The sequence below is a fragment of the Phycisphaerales bacterium AB-hyl4 genome (assembly GCA_041821185.1).
GTDB classification, from domain to species: domain Bacteria; phylum Planctomycetota; class Phycisphaerae; order Phycisphaerales; family Phycisphaeraceae; genus Natronomicrosphaera; species Natronomicrosphaera hydrolytica.
In genome coordinates this window covers 425,936-442,970 of the sequence record JBGUBD010000004.1, presented here as the reverse complement: position 1 = coordinate 442,970, position 17,035 = coordinate 425,936, and the positions used below count along the sequence as shown (strand labels likewise).

The 17,035-nt window shown below is 60.9% G+C and carries 16 protein-coding genes and 1 pseudogene; 4 read left to right on the top strand and 13 right to left on the bottom strand.

Annotated elements, in window-relative coordinates; translation table 11 throughout:
- Nucleotides 1-165: 165 nt before the first annotated feature.
- From ACERK3_08485 to ACERK3_08475, 3 genes are read right to left on the bottom strand one after another with little or no spacing between them, the layout of a single operon-like run.
- Nucleotides 166-1,515 carry a hypothetical protein gene (locus ACERK3_08485; protein ID MFA9478331.1) on the bottom strand — a complete coding sequence of 450 codons (1,350 nt, stop codon included), beginning with the start codon at nucleotides 1,513-1,515 and terminating at the stop codon, nucleotides 166-168.
- Between the two features lie 19 nt (nucleotides 1,516-1,534).
- Nucleotides 1,535-2,098, bottom strand: a complete 564-nt coding sequence (locus tag ACERK3_08480) for a type II secretion system protein J (protein ID MFA9478330.1) — start codon at nucleotides 2,096-2,098, stop codon at nucleotides 1,535-1,537.
- Nucleotides 2,095-2,622 carry a hypothetical protein gene (locus ACERK3_08475; GenBank protein MFA9478329.1) on the bottom strand — a complete coding sequence of 176 codons (528 nt, stop codon included), beginning with the start codon at nucleotides 2,620-2,622 and terminating at the stop codon, nucleotides 2,095-2,097. The genes ACERK3_08480 and ACERK3_08475 overlap by 4 nt, the downstream gene beginning before the upstream one ends.
- A gap of 216 nt (nucleotides 2,623-2,838) precedes the next feature.
- Between ACERK3_08475 and ACERK3_08470 the strand changes: the two genes are divergently transcribed.
- Nucleotides 2,839-3,396, top strand: a complete 558-nt coding sequence (locus tag ACERK3_08470; GenBank protein ID MFA9478328.1) for a Tfp pilus assembly protein FimT/FimU — start codon at nucleotides 2,839-2,841, stop codon at nucleotides 3,394-3,396.
- Nucleotides 3,397-3,812: 416 nt separating this feature from the next.
- Here the strand turns inward: ACERK3_08470 and ACERK3_08465 are convergent, their stop codons facing one another.
- Nucleotides 3,813-4,268 (bottom strand): hypothetical protein, encoded by a 456-nt coding sequence (locus ACERK3_08465; protein ID MFA9478327.1) that lies wholly within the window; start codon nucleotides 4,266-4,268, stop codon nucleotides 3,813-3,815.
- Nucleotides 4,269-4,419: 151 nt separating this feature from the next.
- The gene (locus tag ACERK3_08460) at nucleotides 4,420-4,971 is read right to left on the bottom strand and encodes a hypothetical protein (GenBank protein ID MFA9478326.1); all 552 of its coding nucleotides are present in this window, start codon (nucleotides 4,969-4,971) and stop codon (nucleotides 4,420-4,422) included.
- 322 nt (nucleotides 4,972-5,293) lie between these two features.
- Here ACERK3_08460 and ACERK3_08455 point away from each other — a divergent pair, with 322 nt between their 5' ends.
- Entirely contained in the window at nucleotides 5,294-6,937 is a 1,644-nt protein-coding gene (locus ACERK3_08455; GenBank protein MFA9478325.1) for a molybdopterin-dependent oxidoreductase, read from the top strand.
- Nucleotides 6,938-7,178: 241 nt separating this feature from the next.
- Here ACERK3_08455 and ACERK3_08450 read toward each other — a convergent pair whose 3' ends face one another.
- From ACERK3_08450 to ACERK3_08440, 3 genes are all read right to left on the bottom strand, one after another.
- Entirely contained in the window at nucleotides 7,179-7,319 is a 141-nt protein-coding gene (locus ACERK3_08450) for a hypothetical protein (protein ID MFA9478324.1), read from the bottom strand.
- 41 nt (nucleotides 7,320-7,360) lie between these two features.
- Entirely contained in the window at nucleotides 7,361-9,184 is a 1,824-nt protein-coding gene (locus tag ACERK3_08445; protein MFA9478323.1) for a DUF4838 domain-containing protein, read from the bottom strand.
- A gap of 106 nt (nucleotides 9,185-9,290) precedes the next feature.
- A complete protein-coding gene (locus ACERK3_08440; protein MFA9478322.1) occupies nucleotides 9,291-10,121 on the bottom strand; it encodes a type II secretion system protein in 831 nt (276 codons plus the stop codon).
- A 251-nt stretch (nucleotides 10,122-10,372) separates the two neighbouring features.
- Between ACERK3_08440 and ACERK3_08435 the strand changes: the two genes are divergently transcribed.
- Together ACERK3_08435 and ACERK3_08430 are read left to right on the top strand one after the other, a co-directional pair.
- A complete protein-coding gene (locus ACERK3_08435; protein MFA9478321.1) occupies nucleotides 10,373-11,440 on the top strand; it encodes a LacI family DNA-binding transcriptional regulator in 1,068 nt (355 codons plus the stop codon).
- A 313-nt stretch (nucleotides 11,441-11,753) separates the two neighbouring features.
- Nucleotides 11,754-13,055: a hypothetical protein gene (locus ACERK3_08430; GenBank protein MFA9478320.1), complete on the top strand. Its 1,302-nt coding sequence runs from the start codon at nucleotides 11,754-11,756 to the stop codon at nucleotides 13,053-13,055.
- A 528-nt stretch (nucleotides 13,056-13,583) separates the two neighbouring features.
- Here ACERK3_08430 and ACERK3_08425 read toward each other — a convergent pair.
- From ACERK3_08425 to ACERK3_08405, 5 genes and pseudogenes are all read right to left on the bottom strand, one after another.
- Nucleotides 13,584-13,760 (bottom strand): annotated as a pseudogene (locus ACERK3_08425) (PQQ-binding-like beta-propeller repeat protein).
- 212 nt (nucleotides 13,761-13,972) lie between these two features.
- Nucleotides 13,973-14,215: a hypothetical protein gene (locus ACERK3_08420; protein ID MFA9478319.1), complete on the bottom strand. Its 243-nt coding sequence runs from the start codon at nucleotides 14,213-14,215 to the stop codon at nucleotides 13,973-13,975.
- A gap of 70 nt (nucleotides 14,216-14,285) precedes the next feature.
- On the bottom strand, nucleotides 14,286-14,669 hold the full coding sequence (locus ACERK3_08415) for a hypothetical protein (GenBank protein ID MFA9478318.1): 384 nt from the start codon (nucleotides 14,667-14,669) through the stop codon (nucleotides 14,286-14,288).
- On the bottom strand, nucleotides 14,648-14,848 hold the full coding sequence (locus ACERK3_08410) for a LacI family DNA-binding transcriptional regulator (protein MFA9478317.1): 201 nt from the start codon (nucleotides 14,846-14,848) through the stop codon (nucleotides 14,648-14,650). The genes ACERK3_08415 and ACERK3_08410 overlap by 22 nt, the downstream gene beginning before the upstream one ends.
- Nucleotides 14,849-15,028: 180 nt before the next feature.
- Complete coding sequence (locus tag ACERK3_08405) at nucleotides 15,029-16,828, bottom strand: 30S ribosomal protein S1 (GenBank protein MFA9478316.1); 1,800 nt, start codon at nucleotides 16,826-16,828, stop codon at nucleotides 15,029-15,031.
- Nucleotides 16,829-17,035 lie beyond the last annotated feature (207 nt).

Below are 17,035 nucleotides of genomic sequence, written 5' to 3'. Positions count from 1 at the left end.
TCTGATTTCTAATTTCTAATTGCTGATCGCTAATTGGGGCCCCACGCCGATGCGATCAGCGATTAGCAATCAGCAATCAGAAATTAGCAATTCCGAAGATCCGGCCCTTCGCTCGCGGACTCGCTCGGGGCTCGGCTTTGGGATGGGGATGGGGGTGGGGTGACTTCAGTGGTGGTGGGTTGTGCTGAGCCAGCGGACGCGATAGTTGCCGCCTGAACCGCCGGTGCCAGGGCCGCCGCCTGTCTGGCTGGTTTCGTATAGGGCGATGTCCTGCGTCAGTCGTGAGCTTCCGTGGATCTGGACGCTGTCGCCGTAGAAGCCGCCGAACAGTCGTGTGTTGCCGCGCATGTCGAGGCCGGCGTTGGGGGCGACGATGCCCGCGGCGACCTCGGCGGAGCCGCGCATCCAGACCGAGTCGCTGCCGGTCTGGAAGACGGTGATGGCGGTGGGGTCGTAGTGGTTGGTGTGCTTGATGCGTGCGTTGCCGTCGACGTAGAGGCGTTCGGTGTAGATGTTCAGGCGTGCGCCTTCCTTGAGAAAGATGCGGCCGGAGTTGCCTGCTTTGAACGTGCCGTCGGCGATGATGGTGACGTCGCCTTCGATGTAGAGCGTTGAGTCGCCGCCGATCTCGAAATCATCGTACCGGTATGTGCCGGCGGTCATGGTTTGTTCCGTGCCGGCCCAGTTGTTGATGACGTAATCGCCTTGGGAAGGCGGCATGTTCGGCGGCATGGTGATGTCAGGAATCTCCATCGCCTGTTCGAGTTTTTCTTTGGTTCCCACGCGGAACACGTTGGTGTTGCCGGTGACGTTGACGACCTGGTCGGGGTTGACATGTTCGCCGGGGCCGACGTGCACGTTGCCGTATAGCGTTGCGCTGCCGGTGAGCTGGACATGGCCTTGGCCGCTACTGTTGGTGGCGACGAGGGCGTCGTGTGTCGCGGCTTGGTCCGCACTCACATGCGGGCTAAAGCTGTCAACGCGGGAGTCCATGGCGTTGACCTCGGCATTGCCGACGAGGTTGAAGGTTTGTTTCAGCGCGATGCCGTAGGGCATTGTGAACGGCGAGCCGCCGGGTGAGGGGGGTTGGCCTTGCACGCGGGCGCGGGCGGTGTGGCTTGTGCTGTTGTATCGCCCGGTGCTGATGAGAATGACCACATCGCCGAGCGCGTCGGGCGACGCGTCGTCATCTTCGTTTTGTACGTGAATGTGAATGGTGCCGTTGGCGTATGGCATCTCGGCCAGCCAGACGCCGGGCGTCTGGGCGTTACGCCAGTCTGAATGCTGATGGATGTACGCCAGCCCCATTTCGATGCCCGACTCGGCGATCGCGCGGGCGCGGTGGTGGTCGCTGATGTTCTTGCCCACCGCGGCGGACGTGCCCTGCGCGATGAGGAACGGCACGGCGAGCATGGTCGCCATCGCCAGCGCGACCACCACCAGCATCAACGCGACGCCGCGCTGGTGTGTGGCGGGCGACGGTCGGGCTGATCGGGTTGTGGTGGCGTGGTGCATAGCGGGGCGTTCCGGAAAGTTAGCGGTTGCGCAGCGCGGCGGAGCTGATGATGGACTCCTGCAGGCCGCCGACGGTCAGGGCAAGCCGATATGTCACCAGCCGGGCGTCGGCCGGTTCGGCCGGATCGAGCTCGACCTGCCAACTCGCCACGCCGCGTGCCAGCCGTCTGGATTGTTCGGTGGCGAGCAGGTTGCTGAAGTCGGCAGTTGCGTCGTAGGTCGTGTTCGGGCTGGTGTCCGCGGCGATGTATAGGTGCAGCTCGTTGGTGTTTGAATCATGGGCCAGGTGACGCAACTCGTGGCGGTAGACGGTGTCGCCGTCGAGGTTTTCAACGTCACGAACCCAGAGCACGATGTAGTCTTCGCCGACGGCGAGCACCTCGTCGGCCTGGTGGACGAGGTCGTTGATACGCTCGGTGAGCGTCTTGCTGCGAACAACCAGCTCGCGCAGGTCACGGCTGGAGTTCGTGCCGTAGTCGACCGCGCTGAGCATGGCGACCACCGCCATGCCAACCACGGCGGTGATGGCCACCGCCAGGATCAGCTCGATGAGTGTCATGCCACGATGACGGTTGGCTATCACGGGTCGATCTCCTCCATCTCGTCGCCGGGGCCGGCCGCGGCGGGGTTGAAGACGAACCGTTGCACGCGCCACTCACCTTCGCGATCGTCGCTGACGGTGATGGTGATGCTTCGGCCAACCACTGTTCCCATGCCGGGCAGTGTGATCGAGCCTTCCGCGCTGACTTCGACGTTTTGTTCGAAGCGTTGGTATGCGTCGGCGTGCGGGTTGCCGTGCGTGTCCTGAATTTCACCGGCCGACTGACTGAAGCCGTCCCATGAAGGCAATTCGGAGTAGGGCACGCTGAGCAGTTCGTCGAGCAGCGCTTCGTTGAGGGCGGTAGCGCGGGTTTCGTGCAACGCGTGGTAGGTCTGCATCTGGCCGGCGACGATCGCCTGCATCAGCGCCGCCACTGCGAATGCGAGCACGGTCGATGCGAGCAATGCCTCGGTGAGCGTAAAGCCTGCCATACGTCGACAACGACGGCGCAAGGCCGGCGGCGCGGCGCGGTGGGCATGATTCGCATTCGCGGACGGGTCGGGCATACGTTCTCCCCATGACGACGCCGACGTGTGATCGGCGATCATCACCCGTTGCATCGTCCGTGCAGGGGGGTGGGGTTAACGCACCCTTGTGTGTCAGGGTGTTTGGGATGATGGTTTGCCGACGCAATCGCTACAACCGTCACGGATGCAACAGTCGGCGTGATCTGTCGCCCTCTGCTGCGAAGTCGCGGTGACGATCGGCCGATGAAGGCGAGGATGACAGACACACGCCCGCATACCCGCCTCCGTACCGTCGGCCCCGGCTACACGATGATCGAACTGATCATGGTGGTGACGACCGTTGCGATCGTCGCAGCACTCGCGGTGCCGATGCTCGGCGGCACGGCCAACAGTCGGCTCGCCGCCGCTGCACGTGTGCTCGCCGCCGACATCGACCACGCCCGCGTCGCTTCGATCACCCGGGCCGACCAGCCGACCGTCGTGGTCTTTATTGATGAAGGCAAGGGCTACCAACTCGCCTACGCACACGACACCGACGAGCCGATCGGCCACCCGATCGACCACCGCCCCTACAAAGTACGCTTCGGCGTCGGCCAGGCGAAGCACCTCGTCGGCGTCACCGTCGACAGCTCCGCCATCGAAAGCTCCACCATCGACGGCGAACCCGTGCTCCGCTTCGGACGCTTCGGCCAGATCCAGCAGGCCGACGACACGCCGCTGCCGATCACCCTCTCCGTGGACAACCGCTCCGTCACGCTCACGGTCGACCCGACCAGCGGCGAAGTGGCCGTCGGCACTGTTCAGGTGCATTGACGGCGACGGTTCAGCGTTGTCGTTAAGCCGACTTGCATTTTTCGCGACCCCCGCCACCCCCTTCACCATCGTTGCCCTACTTGCAGGCATATAGGTGCCGCAACGCTTATCGCGTAGGCGTTGATCGCATCAAAATCAGCGATCGCGGGTTGCTGGAGATGTGGCACGGTTTTTGCAAAGTAGCTCCCGACAGCAGCCGACGGGCCGTGAGGTTGGGGCCGGGGCGGCAGGGGAGTGGTTCGGCGGAATGCTTCGCGAAAGGAATCGCGGACTGGGACCGGAGGGAGAAAGCCAGGCGAGGGGGCAGTCTCCGTGACCCGGCGACGGGTTGTGGCATCGGGCGGGGCTTGCGGCGGCAGGCCCCGTCTTTTTTTGATTGGCTCGGGCCGGCCATGCCGCCTTCGCGTGGCGAGGGGTCAGTCTTCGACTTCGATGCCCTCGTAGTGGTACAGCTCAGCGATGAACTGCTCGATCGAGTGCACCGCCACCAGGATGAACCGGCAGGGCAGGTCGCTGGCCCGCATCATCAGCGGTAGCGCCTGGGCCAGTGTCTCTTCCGTTGTAGCACAGACCATCTGACCGTCTTCGACCCGCAGCGGCAGTACCAGGTTCTCCCACGCATCGCGGGCGGACAGTACTGCCATGCAGTTGTCTTCGCGTCGTTCGCGGAACAGGTTTCCGTGCGGGCACTGCCGAACCAACTCGGCGGCGCACTGGTTCCAGACCTCGGATTCGGTGAGATTGTTCAACTCGGCGGCGTGCTGCCAGATCGGCCGGCGGTCCAGTCCGCTGCGGCGGTTCGCCTGCTGAAGCTGCGTCTGCGTCAATACACCGCGTTCGACCAGAAACCGACCGACTTGTTGGCTTTCCATTCAATGACTCCAGCACCATGGACCTGGGGTGGTCAAACAACTTTTAACGGTCCATCGGCCTGACGTCGCGGAAGGATTAGGGAAATTGACACAATTGACACGAAAGTTTTTATCGGTAGTCACGAAACATCTCGAAGCACGCCCGTTGGCTTCAGTCGCGTGACCTGCGGCCGGTCGACGCGGGCCCGTACCACAGCGCTCCGAGCAGGCAGAGCAATGCCGCCGCCAGCAGGCCCAGCCGATTGCGGCCCTGCGTCAGTCGGGTCAGCCGTGTCTCGATCGGCGTCCGGGCCGGCACGTCCACGCCGACCACCGGCATCGGCTCGGCCAGCCAGGCCTCGATCGTCGCGCCGCCGGCTTCGCCGTGGCCCAGCGGGACGCCGGCGACCGATCGCCCGCCCATCGGATCGAGCAGCTCGCGATCGGTCGGCTTCAGCCGAAGCTGTGTGAACGCCAGCCGTTCGAGCAGGATCGGATCGTCCGCCACCAGCGAGGCGTGAAACTGCTTGTAGCGATCCTGCTGACGTGTCAGCCGATCCAGTTGGGCGTGCATCAGTTCCTGCTTCCACGCCAGGTCGCGGCCGTGCAACCAGGGCGGCGTGATCAGCGTCATCGCCATCAGCGACAACGCTCCCAGCAGAAACATCCACCCCGGCAGGGCGGCGAACAGACGTTCCACAGGATGGTCCGGGTCACGAGACACGTTTCCCGTTATCGGCACATTGCGGCGAGATCATGCAAAGTCGGGCGTAAGGGGGAGGATTGCTAATTGCTGATTGCGGATCGCTAATCTGGGGGAGCCTCGCCGATGCAATCAGCAATTAGAAATCAGCGATTTGCAATTCCGCCCGACCTGGCCCTTCGCTCGCGGACTCGCTCAGGGCTCGGCTTGGAGATCCGCTTCCCTAAACCAGAAACGAGAAACCACAAACCAGAAACCCAACCACCCCCTCATTGGACGCCCGCCCCCGTTCACCTTACGATTTCCCTCTGATTACAACGATCCGCTTTGGAAGCATTCCGCCATGCCTAAGCTCAGCATTGACGGCCAGACATACGAATTCGAAGGCAAGAAGTCCATCCTCCAGGTCGCCCTGGACAATGGCGTCGAAATCCCTCACTACTGCTACCACCCCGGCCTCTCGGTGGTGGCGAGCTGCCGCATATGCCTTGCGGAGATCTCGCAGCCTAACCCGCGCAATGACAACAAGGTAGAGCTGGTCCCCAAGCTCGTGCCCACCTGCCAGACCCCCGCGGCCGACGGCATGGAAGTCCACCTGTCCAGCCCCAAGTCCGTCGCCAACCAGAAGGCGGTGATGGAGTACCTGCTGATCAACCACCCGCTGGACTGCCCCGTCTGCGATCAGGCCGGCGAGTGCTCGCTTCAGGACTACAGCTACAAGTACGGTCGGGCCAAGAGCCGATTCGACGAAACCAAAATCAAACAGCCGAAGAAAAACCTCGGCACGCACGTGCTGCTCTACGCCGACCGCTGCATCATGTGCACCCGCTGCGTCCGCTTCACCCGCGAAGTCACCGGCACGAACGAAATCGGCGTGTTCGGCAGAGGCAACAACGAACAGATCGACGTCTTCCCCGGCAACCCGCTCGAAAACGAGCTGTCCGGCAACGTCGTCGACCTCTGCCCCGTCGGCGCTCTGCTCGACAAAGATTTCCTCATGTCCATGCGCGTGTGGAACCTGGAGAAGGCCGCCAGCATCGACGGCATCACCGCCAGCGGCGACAACATCTCCATCGAATACAACAAGTTCGAAGGCAAGGTCTATCGCATCAAGCCACGCACGAACATGGACGTGAACACGTGGTGGATCAGCGACGAAATCCGCTTCGGCTACAAGTTCATCAACCACGAAGACCGCTTCCGCTCGCCCACGCACAAGGTCCAGGGGACGCACGAAGAATGCGACTGGAACCAGGCGTACAAGCAGGTCATCGAAAAGTATCAGCAGATCGTCAAAGACAAGGGCGAAGGCTCGTTGGCCGTCATGGTCAGCCCGATGCTGCCTTGCGAAGAAGCGTACCTGCTGGGCAAGCTGGCGCTGGCGGTCGATCCGCAGGCGACGCTCGCCGTCGGCCCCGTGCCCACGAAGGGCCAGGACAAGACCTTCCCCGGCGGCTACACCGTGCTCGCGGAGAAAGCCCCGAACGCTCGCGGTGTCCGCCGAGCCTTGGGCCAACTTTCGGACAACGTCATCGAGTACGACGATCTGCTCAAGCAACTCAAGACTGGCAAGATCGCCGCGACGCTGATCACCGGCAACTACCCCAGCGACTGGACGACGCCGGAATTCGTCGAGGCGTTGACCAGTGGTGATCGCTACAACGTCCTGATCGACACGCTGCCGAGCGGGTTGTACGAGAAGGTGGACGTGATGCTGCCCGGTGCGACGTGGGCGGAGAAGGCCGGCACGTTCGAGAACCACAAGCATCGACTGCAGAGCTTTAACCAGGCGATCCCCGTGATTGAGCTGGCGAAGAACGAGGGGCAGATCGCCCTCGACCTGCTGGCCGCGGTGGGTGCGGCTGAGCGTCAGCGATATGACGTGAAGGCGCTTCGCCGTGAGATGGGCGATGCATTCGTGACCGACGTGCACCACCCGCCGATCGCGCTGAAGCAGCTGACTGACATGCAATATGTCGAGCTGTAAAAGCCGGATGGATACCGATTGCCTGCAAGCCACTATCTCACAGGTGGCCGACGGCAGCTGCCGCAGATGCCTCGGCAAGCACCCAGCCTCCGACGGCAAGGTCGAGCCGAAGAACTTTCGACTCGGTCGTGACGAAAGTCAGGCCAGCAACCGGCAGCGGCTCGATATCCTGTTGGCATTTAACCGCGGCCGATCGGCCGCGACCCCGCCAGCGGGTCGGCTGGCAGGGGCGGGTTGAATTTCAATACATGGAGAACCAACCGGCGGCGGCGTCGAGGTTCACGTCGCTGATCCAACGGACTGCGACCTTCATCGCATGACTATCGGCGAGCCTCACGCCTGTTGCAATCGCCGCCGTCACATCCTGGTCGCCATGTCCCATATCCCTGATCCGTTGTTTAACTATTTTTGAGGCCGACGTCTTCACTCCGAAGTCAGTGTCTCTCGGATGCGGGAAAGAAACTGGCCGTAATCACCCGATTGGCCTTCTCTCATCGTCGCCACATTCAGCGGATTCTCCGCGTAATGGTCCACGAGGGCGAGCGGGTCGTCAGGTCCGTTAAACGGCGCGTTCGTTTCTTCAGCGGCGTTGCGGAGTTCCTCGTAACGCTCCAGCCAGATCATGTCGAGGCCCATCTGCAGCAGGTCGATCCGTTCACGAAGACGTTCGTCGTCTTCCACGGCTGTTCGAGCCTGGGTGATCAGTTCCTGGGCCCGGTTCATGTCTGGGAGTTTCAGCCACGTATCGGTTGTGCCATACACACTCAGGTAGCTTTTCTCCGCTCGTTGTACGGCGCGATAGATGGTTTCCATGTAGTCAAGGACGTATGACGCGGCTTCACCGTAGTACGCTTCTGCGAATTCACGCATCAACGCCCGCGGGTTGCGGCTTGGGTCCCAGAGCAGTTGGCCGTTGACCCATGCACGCATGTTGTGCAGCTCCGGCTTGCCCCAACCGCCTTGGACGAATACGCCCGTCACGCCTCGGACACGGAAGAACTTCAAACTCCTCGGCACCGCGCGATAGCTCGGGTGCGGGCGCATGTAGTTGTGATAATTGGTGTCGTAGTCCCAGATGTAGAGATGTTGCGCTACCCGACCCCACCGCTGCAGATAGTCGCCATATTTGGTTTGATCCACGCCCACTTTATGATCACGCTGCATGGTGCCTAGATGGATCAGGACATTCGGCCGTGCTCGCAAGCGAGCCGGGGGCGTCGATGTCTTCCAGTAGGCTAGCGTACTCACCAGCACATCGGGATAATCTTCCGCAACGGCGTCCGCGACCGCGTTCACCAGTTCCAGCAGAGCGCCGGATTTCGCGCCCTCGCGTTCGTACACCTCCGTACAACGTTCGCATTCGCAATACCGGTCATTGTCAGCGTTGCTGACCGAAACGATCTTCGGCCCCGCTTCCCACGTCGGATAATGCTCCTCAAGATAGGCCAACACCTCAACCGTCACCTGCTCGTGCACCTCGGGGTGGGTCAGGCAAGGTTGGCTCGTCTGATGCTCACCGGCCTCCTCCCGCCAGGCAAACCATTCGGGGTGGGTGTCGAAGTGATCGTCCGGCTTGAGGAAACTTCGAATCAGCGTATGCCCACCGGTGGGTTGGGCCATGTAGACATTCCCGCCCCATTCCTCTGGAATCGGGCGTTGCCAGTTACGGCCGTTGAGCCGGTTCTTTACCGCGAATTCGACGTCCTGAGTTGACTGTCCGAAATATTGTCGATGCGTAAAAGGCGGCATATACCGCACGTCCAATTCACCCACGAGCGAACGAAGCCCTTGCGAAAGATCGCTTTCGCTCAACTTCCTTTCGGGGATCAGTTGCTCGTCTGGCGCATACCAGCGACAGCCCATCTCGTCCTGAAGAAACGTGAACACGGCGTTCAGCGTGCCCCTCGGCGGACCGCCGATCAGGATCATGTCTCGCTCGCGCGTCTGTATCACGATCCCCTCGGTCCCCAACGGTCCCAAGTCAATACCTTGCGTCCATTGTGAACGACCGACGAAGATGTGGTCCCGTTCTTCCGCGGGCTCTGCGATCACGTCGAATTCAACGCCATAGATCTTGCCGAGGTATCGCTGCAATTGATCCGCTGCATTTCGCTCCGCCGGCGTGGCCTGCTCCGCGACGACGATGGCGATGCGCGACGCCAGTGTGTCAGCCGACGTGCTCGCGGCCCAGGTTCCCGTCGCAGTCACGATGGCCATGCACATGATGTCGAGGCGAATCTTTCTCATCGGTCGAAGTTCCTTTTTTATTGCGGCTGACTGTCTATGCACGACCGCGCGACGACGGTGTTTCACGACCGCGCGTGCAGTTCGGCCTGATGATGATCAACGGACATTAGCGATACCAGGCGATGTAATGGCCTTCGAGTTCTTCGCCTTCCCCCTCCGAACCTTCCCCAAGCGGGGTGACATGTCCGTCCAGGAAAAGAAAGTTGTCCGTCATACCGCGATGGCGGTAGATGCGGCGGTTCGTTTCGTCGGAGACGACGTTGCCAAGTTCCGAAACCCACCAATCGAGCGTGGGCAGATTTCGAAATCCATCGAGTAAGCCCACCGTGGCGCCAGGCTGCTCAAGCGAAGCGAGGGGGCGCCACTGGCCACCAAACGCCGAGGTCGTCGAAAGCGCACGGGGCATCGCATACCAGGTGTTTGGCAGATGATGCTCCGGTGCTGCAGTCGGGCATTCAAATATTCCGGTTGTGGTGCGATTGCCGGACCATAGATTGGTATTGTGGTTGAACCCGGCGTAACCCGACACGCCGCGGGCCCAGTTCGCGACATTCTGCGGGTTCTGCGCGTCCTGCCATGGCCCCCGGGCACTACCATCTTCGCGAAAGCCGAACCCGGGCGGCAACGTGTCCCGGTAATCGTCGGCATATAAGAACAACCCCATGCCAAGCGATCGCAGATGTGTCCCGCACTGGACGTTTCGCGCCGACTCCCGTGCCGACTGCAACGCGGGCAGTAGCAGGGCGATCAATAGCGCGATGATCGAAATCACCACCAGCAGTTCAATGAGTGTGAAGCCGGCTTGGAGAGCGTTGGCCCGCTGCCTGTCCAAGCGACCGCCGAGCAGGTGTTTGGGTGATGGCAATCTACGCCGCAGCATGACGTCGCCGACCGGCACGGCTCCGCCCAAGTGCCCAGGACCGCAGCTGTTGGCCATGCTATTATCCTTTCGGGATCAAAAGGGATCGATGCAAATATGTACTGTTAAGGGCGACTGCCCTTGCCTTGAAAAGCTTAAAATCAAGCCTAAGCCTTTTCTCGCCGAGCCTTTTCTGCTAGGATAAGCTTAAGGTTAAGCCTTGTCAAGCATGGCTGTTTATGATGAATGTAAGTTGTGTTACAAGCATTATCTACGGCGGGCGCGGCCGTGGCGATTGATGGGCTGGTTGCTCGAAAAGGGGTCTTGGCATGGTGGAACAACAGACGAAACGTCGCGGTCGCCCCGTTTCGCTGGCTGTCATTGCCCAGCGGGCCGGCGTGTCCATGGTCAGCGTTTCCAAAGCGCTAAACGCCACTGGCGACAAGACTCAGGGCGTGAGCCCTGAGACGATCGTGAAGATCCGACGCATTGCACGCGAGCTGGGATATCGGCCGAACATGGCCGCCCGCATTCTCCGCGGCGGCAAGTCCCAGATGATCGGGGCGTTCCTCGACACCCATGCTCCGTCCGCCAAGATGGCGATCGTCGCTGCGGTCGAGCAGGCGCTCGCCAGGCATGGCTACCGCATGATGGTCGGCCAGTTCCACGACAGCCTCGAGCGAGTACGCGACTACATCAACGACTTCTCCATGCGCGGCGTCGATGGGGTTATCGGCTTCGGCCACGATTACTCCGACCCGACCCTGGCCAGGCATGTGCCCCAGGCTCTCGCCCAGATGAGCAATGTCGTCTTTGTCGGGCGGGCACGTCTTGAACAGCCATACAACTGCGTGACGTTCAACTACACCGCAGGCATCCACATGGCTTATGACCACCTGCTTCACACCGGGCGAAAGCGCATCGGCATGATCACGCTCGACAGCAACGCGCTTTCCCCTCAGGAAAAGCTCGAAGGCTACCGGCAGGCACAGAAAACGCATGGCCACGCGGCCGACCCTGCCCTCATCGGCGTGCTGCCCAACGACATGCTGCCGTCGCTCGACACCACGCGTGAAATCGTGCTCCGTGTAATTCAGCAAGGCGGCGCGGATGCCCTCATCGTCCATAGCGATTTGTGCGCCCGAATTGTCCTTCGTGCTCTCGATCAATCCAAATATGTCGTCCCACGCGACCTTGCCATCGTCAGTATGGACAACGACATCGATTCTCAGTACGCCCGCCCCTCGCTGACGACCATCGGCTATGACATCGAGCAGTTCGCCGGGCAGATCGTTGAACGCGTCCTTGCCTTGATCGAAGGTGAAGCGGCGAACGAGGAGCCCGAGGTCCGAATCATCGAACCCAAGCTGATCGTTCGCGAGTCCTCGTCAAACTGATTCAGGCGTGTCGTCCTCCCAGGTACGTCGGCTTGTGCGACAGGATCCACTGCGGTCTTGTCGGCTGACCCTGGTCCAACGGAATCGCGGTTGACGGCGGCGGCCGCGGCCGACTCAGCGGGCGTTTTTTCCTTGACAAGGCTAAACGTTATGCTAATCTCGTCTTCGTAGGATTAACGTTAAGCTTGCGGAGGGGGGTGCCCTCCTCGTGCCGTATGGCATGCGTTACTACTTCGGCCCACGGAGCAGTGTCTCGGGCCATGACTCGTCCGGTGCAGATCCACCTCGTAGAACTTTCTGAAAGGATGAAGGAATGGAAAAGGCGTATCTTGCAGCGATCATGTCATTGGGAATCAGCGGCATCGCCACGGCGGATGTAGTCTTCGAACCGTTCGACACGGTCTACAGCGTTGGCAACCGCTTCTATGGCTTGGATATCGCCGTGAAACCCGACGGCACCCTTGGCTATGTCCACACGACCAACGATGCGCAGGGCATCCAATACCGCGAACTCGGCGTAAGCGGCGGGACTACCGTCTCGCACAGCGCATGGAACAATTTCGCGCCGCGGCTTGCCTACGACAGCACCGGCCAAGCACATATCACCTACTACAAGGCTGGGGACAACGACCTCTATCACAACCACCAGCAGAACGGTGACTGGCAAGGGGCTACGAAAATCGGCGACACCCGGGGCACCACCGATCTTGCCATCGACGCCGACGATAATGTGCACGTGTCCTGGCAGACCGCTACCAACGGCGAGGCCCGCAACCATCGGTATCGAATGCTCGCCAATGACGGAAACTGGCAAAGTGAACGCATCATGTTCGACAGTACCACCGATTTCCGTACGCGAGCGGGGGCCTCGTTGCTCGCTGCCAGCAGTTCCGAAGCTTATATCTTTACGCAATCGCGCCTCGCCGCCAGCCATAATGATGGAGCGGCCGGCAACAGTCCGTACGTCTGGGCAAAGACGGCGTCCGGGGATTTCGACCGCAGCACGGTACCGCCGGAGGAATACTTCGCCCACAGCGGCGGGAACGATTCGACGGGACAGGTGAGCCTCTTTGGCGGCGAATCGCGCTTGTACTCGGCTGACCTGATGTCCGCCGCCTTCCGCGGGGACGCGATCGACCTGGCCGCCATCCAGCAGTGGGGCTCGTCAACCAATAGCGGTTCGGTCACGGGCTATGTCACCCTTTACCTCGACGTTTTAGAGGGCGACAGTACACCGATCCGCCTTTACGACGCATCCGACGCCAGTGAAGTCAGCATGGTCATTGACTCGGCGGGCGTGCACTATGTGTTTTTCGTCGCGCCGTACGATTCGGAAGATGAGTCGACAAATAACGCGCTCTGGCTCCAGCGGGTCGACGAGACCGGCGAGTTGCTGGGCGACAACGTTCTGCTCACCGAAGGCACGTACGACGTCCAAAATATCAAAGCCGCAATTGACGGGAATGACTATCTTCACCTGATGTTCAGTGTCAACGGTAACGAGATCTGGCATACGAGTGCGCTCGTGCCCGAACCATCGTCGGCGATGCTGGCGCTGACCGGCGGCGCGATGCTGCTTCTGGGTCGCCGCAAGTCGAGAATTGCGACAAGCTGACCGACAGGTGAGACAACCTGCAAACACGAACAAATGGCGGGCCATACACTTTGGCCCGCCATTTACATTTAAGGGGGCGTGCATGGGGTGGTCCTGGCCCCATCCTTGGCCCACTCCAGATACGAGCTTTGACGCTCCTTGGTCATGGTGCCTCGGCATGGGCCGCAGCCGCAGCCATAGGCCTATGCCGAGCGAAGGACACCGCCGGGGCCATGTAGCACTTCGATATAGAGGTCCGTTGCGATCTGCATCCGCGTTGGCACCCTGAGGGGCGTGCGGTGTGCATCGATTCGATCCATGAGGGACGGCGGGCGATGTACACGATCGACGTGGGCGCGGTGATGGATCACAATTAAAAAGTGAACAGGTCGATGCGTAACAGTCCTGTTTCGCCTTTCATCAATCTTTGCGGTGAGTGGGCTTTTGCCTACACGCCTTCGCCGGGTGATGCTTCCACACGTGGACGCCGCCCGAGCCGTACCTTAACGCTGCGGCGCCGATGAGTCGGGTTGCGCGGCGAATCGACAATCATTTCAATGCGTAAAGGCGGCCGTCTTGGTTGCCGAAAAACAGCATGCCGTCAGAGACCACAGCCGATGAGAACGCCCGGTGCTCAGTTTTGAAAATCCAGCGCCGCTTGCCGGTGTCGCGATCCACGGCATAAAGCCGCTGGTCACGGCTCCCGAAATAGACGAGTTCGTCTGAGACGGCTGCCGGTTACCAACACGCCGGCGGTCAGGGCGGTAAAGCTGTTGCGTTTCATCATAATCTTACTTCTCCTTGTCACGTTCATTGAAAGTGGGCGTTTGAGATTGATGGGTTCCGGACGCCCGCATGAACCGGCAACCCTTCGGATCTGATTTGTGACACACTCCGTCGGCGACCATTTGCCCCCTTCGAGCGTCGCATTGACATCGTCACTGCTCCGGGCTGAACATGCCCGGCCCACCCATCAGGTGTAGAAAGACCGACTTCCAGATGCCGCCATCCAGGTGAAAATCATTAACCAGCACGGTGATGACGTTCGGCTCGTCCCACTTCACATAGGGCGTGATATCGAAGGCGAACGGCCGTTCCCACCAGTCCGGATCGTCGTAGTAGACCGGCAGCGTCGGGGTGACATGCGCCTCGGGATTCGTTTCCGAGATCGCGTCCATCATCAGGCGGAAACGCTTGGCGTCGATCTCGGCCGGGCTCGGCGCGTCGGGATAGTTTTCGCGGTCGATCGAATCACGATTTTCCCAGAAGTTGTCGAGATAGGTTGCCCGACGGAAGCAATGCCGGGTCGTATGTGTCGGTAAACAGTTTCTTTCGAAGTTCCGAACTCAACGCGTCAAGATGAAGCACGGCTATGCGAAAGTCGGCATCCGAATCGGCTGGCTCGCCATGTGTGATTGAAATGGATTGCCCATATCGGCGCGTCAGGTAGTCGCTCATGTCCTCAGCGGCCATCGCCAGCTTGTCGCTGTCGAATGTGGCCGCACTCTGAAGTGAGACGTTCGCACCGATCGGAACGATCTCGTCCTGGTAATGCCCCACGCGTGGAAGCGGAAAAATCTCCCGGAAACGGATGTCATCCGCTATGGCGGTTGTCACCAAAGCCATAACCAGCATGACAGCGTACATATATCGCCACAGATAAAGCCAAGTGAGTAAGTCTTGCCCCGGCCCAGCGACCTTGCCGCAAGCGACGGCACATAATTCAGATCCACCGCCGCCCGCCGAACGCGTTCTCGCGTGGCTGGCGACACGCGCGTACCGCTGGTGTCCCGAAGGGCCAGTGAGGCTGTCATCTGATGCTCACGCTCGGCGACTGTCTGGTGGGACGTTTCGATTGGCGGGCGACATCCTTCGGAATGCGGTGTGGGACCCGCCCCGGTTAAACCGAAAGCGATCTATGCCCATAGAAAAAGGGCGTCGGTGATGTCACCGACGCCCTTGGGGTTGTTACTGCGAGTTGTGGATGGACGCGATCAGTCGCCCGACGGCTTCACGCCGCCCTGGCCGAAGGTGATCTTGTCCGTGCCCAGTGCGCCGCCGTCGCCGAGGCCGCCCAGTCCACCGCCGCCGCCGGCTGCCGGACCCTTCTTGGCTTCCTGCTTGGCGACTGCTTCTTCCTGGTCCGCGGTCCACTGCGCCCGCTTGAGCGACAGGCCGATCTTGCGATCGTCCACGTCGACGCGGAGGATTTTCACTTCCAGTTCTTCGTCGACCTTCACCACTTCCTGCGGGTTCTCGACCTTGTGGTCGGAGAGTTCGGAGATGTGGAGCAGGCCTTCGAGGTCGTCTTCGAGTTCGACGAACACGCCGAAGTTGGTGATCTTTGTCACCTTGCCGCGGACGATCATGCCCGGCTGGTAGTGGGTCGGGATCGCTTCGAACCACGGGTCTTCGGTGAGCTGCTTGAGGCCCAGCGCGATGCGCTGCTTCTGCTGGTCGACTTCGAGCACGACGCAGCTGATGGTTTCACCCTTCTTAAGCAGCTCGTTGGGATGCGTGAGCTTCTTGGTCCAGGAGAGGTCGGACACGTGCAGCAGGCCGTCGATGCCAGGTTCGATCTCGACGAAAGCGCCATAGCTGGCCAGGTTGCGGACCTTGCCCTCGACGACCGTGCCGGGGGGGTACTTCTCGGCGACCAGTTCCCAGGGGTTGACCTCGGTCTGCTTGATGCCGAGGCTGATTTCCTGCTTGTCCTTGTTGATGTCGAGCACGACGACTTCGACTTCTTCGCCGACGCTGACCATCTCGGAGGGGTGGTTGATGCGCTTGGTCCATGACATCTCGGAGATGTGGACGAGGCCTTCGACACCTTCTTCGAGCTTGACGAACGCGCCGTAGGACATGATGTTCGTAACCGTGCCCTTGACGCGCGTGTTGGACGGATATTTCTTCTCGATGTCCTCCCAGGGCGAGGACTCTTTCTGCTTGAGGCCGAGGGCGATCTTTTCCTTGTCGTAATCGATGTTGAGGATCTTGACTTCGATCTTCTGGTCGATCTTGACGACGTCGGAGGGGTGTCCGACGCGGCCCCAGCTCATATCGGTGATGTGCAGCAGGCCGTCGATGCCGCCGAGGTCGACGAACGCGCCGAAGTCGGCGATGTTCTTGACCACGCCGGTGGCGATGTCGCCTTCCTTGACGGATTCGAGCAGCTTCTTGCGCTTCTCGGCGCGTTCCTCTTCGATGAGCTTACGTCGGCTGATGACGATGTTTCGCCGCTGCTCGTCGATCTTGAGGATCTGGGCGTCGATGGTCTGGCCGATGTAGATGCCGATATCGCTCGGGCGACGGATGTCGACCTGGCTGGCGGGGAGGAAGACGGGCACGCCGATGTCGACGAGCAGGCCGCCCTTGATTTTTCGCATGACCCGGCCTTCGACGGTGTCGCCTTCGGCCTTGGTGGTGACGATCTGTTCCCAGCCGCGGATGCGGTCAGCTTTCCGCTTGGAAATCTGAACCGTGCCGGATTCGCCTTCGACCTGCTCGAGCAGGACTTCGACGGTATCGCCGATGTCGACGTTTTCCGGTTCGTCAAATTCGTTTTTGTCGAGGATGCCCTCGCTCTTGAGCCCGACTTCGACCATGAAGTCGTCGCCGGCCTTGCCGATGATCTTGCCCTGGAGAATCGTGCCGGGCTTGAAGTCGGCGATCTGTCCCTCGAGCAACTGGTCGAGGTTGCCCTCGGCCACGTCCTGGCCGAACGCGTCGGCGAGCATCGCCTCCGCCTCATTGCCTTCGAGTTCCAGCTCCGCGATCAGGTTCTGATCTACCATAAAGAAAATGTTCCAATGCTTCTGCACATACCCGGCCTGGCTCACACCAGGCAGAAACGGGTCGCCGCCGACGTGCCTCACGCCGACCGCCTTGTCCGGTTGTCCCGATTCGACCGACGCCCCGCGCAGGGCGCACCGCGACCGATGGGAAGCCGCACATTGTACCCCGGCTCACGGCAAAGTGCCAGAGTGGAAAATTTGACTTTG

Bases quoted from the DNA above. Each gene is read 5' to 3' on its own strand.
- ACERK3_08485 (MFA9478331.1), bottom strand. From the start codon at position 1,515: ATGCACCACGCCACCACAACCCGATCAGCCCGACCGTCGCCCGCCACA.
- ACERK3_08475 (MFA9478329.1), bottom strand. From the start codon at position 2,622: ATGCCCGACCCGTCCGCGAATGCGAATCATGCCCACCGCGCCGCGCCG.
- ACERK3_08470 (MFA9478328.1), top strand. From the start codon at position 2,839: ATGACAGACACACGCCCGCATACCCGCCTCCGTACCGTCGGCCCCGGC.
- ACERK3_08465 (MFA9478327.1), bottom strand. From the start codon at position 4,268: ATGGAAAGCCAACAAGTCGGTCGGTTTCTGGTCGAACGCGGTGTATTG.
- ACERK3_08455 (MFA9478325.1), top strand. From the start codon at position 5,294: ATGCCTAAGCTCAGCATTGACGGCCAGACATACGAATTCGAAGGCAAG.
- ACERK3_08450 (MFA9478324.1), bottom strand. From the start codon at position 7,319: ATGGGACATGGCGACCAGGATGTGACGGCGGCGATTGCAACAGGCGTG.
- ACERK3_08445 (MFA9478323.1), bottom strand. From the start codon at position 9,184: ATGAGAAAGATTCGCCTCGACATCATGTGCATGGCCATCGTGACTGCG.
- ACERK3_08440 (MFA9478322.1), bottom strand. From the start codon at position 10,121: ATGGCCAACAGCTGCGGTCCTGGGCACTTGGGCGGAGCCGTGCCGGTC.
- ACERK3_08435 (MFA9478321.1), top strand. From the start codon at position 10,373: ATGGTGGAACAACAGACGAAACGTCGCGGTCGCCCCGTTTCGCTGGCT.
- ACERK3_08430 (MFA9478320.1), top strand. From the start codon at position 11,754: ATGGAAAAGGCGTATCTTGCAGCGATCATGTCATTGGGAATCAGCGGC.
- ACERK3_08420 (MFA9478319.1), bottom strand. From the start codon at position 14,215: ATGATGGACGCGATCTCGGAAACGAATCCCGAGGCGCATGTCACCCCG.
- ACERK3_08415 (MFA9478318.1), bottom strand. From the start codon at position 14,669: ATGCTGGTTATGGCTTTGGTGACAACCGCCATAGCGGATGACATCCGT.
- ACERK3_08410 (MFA9478317.1), bottom strand. From the start codon at position 14,848: ATGACAGCCTCACTGGCCCTTCGGGACACCAGCGGTACGCGCGTGTCG.
- ACERK3_08405 (MFA9478316.1), bottom strand. From the start codon at position 16,828: ATGGTAGATCAGAACCTGATCGCGGAGCTGGAACTCGAAGGCAATGAG.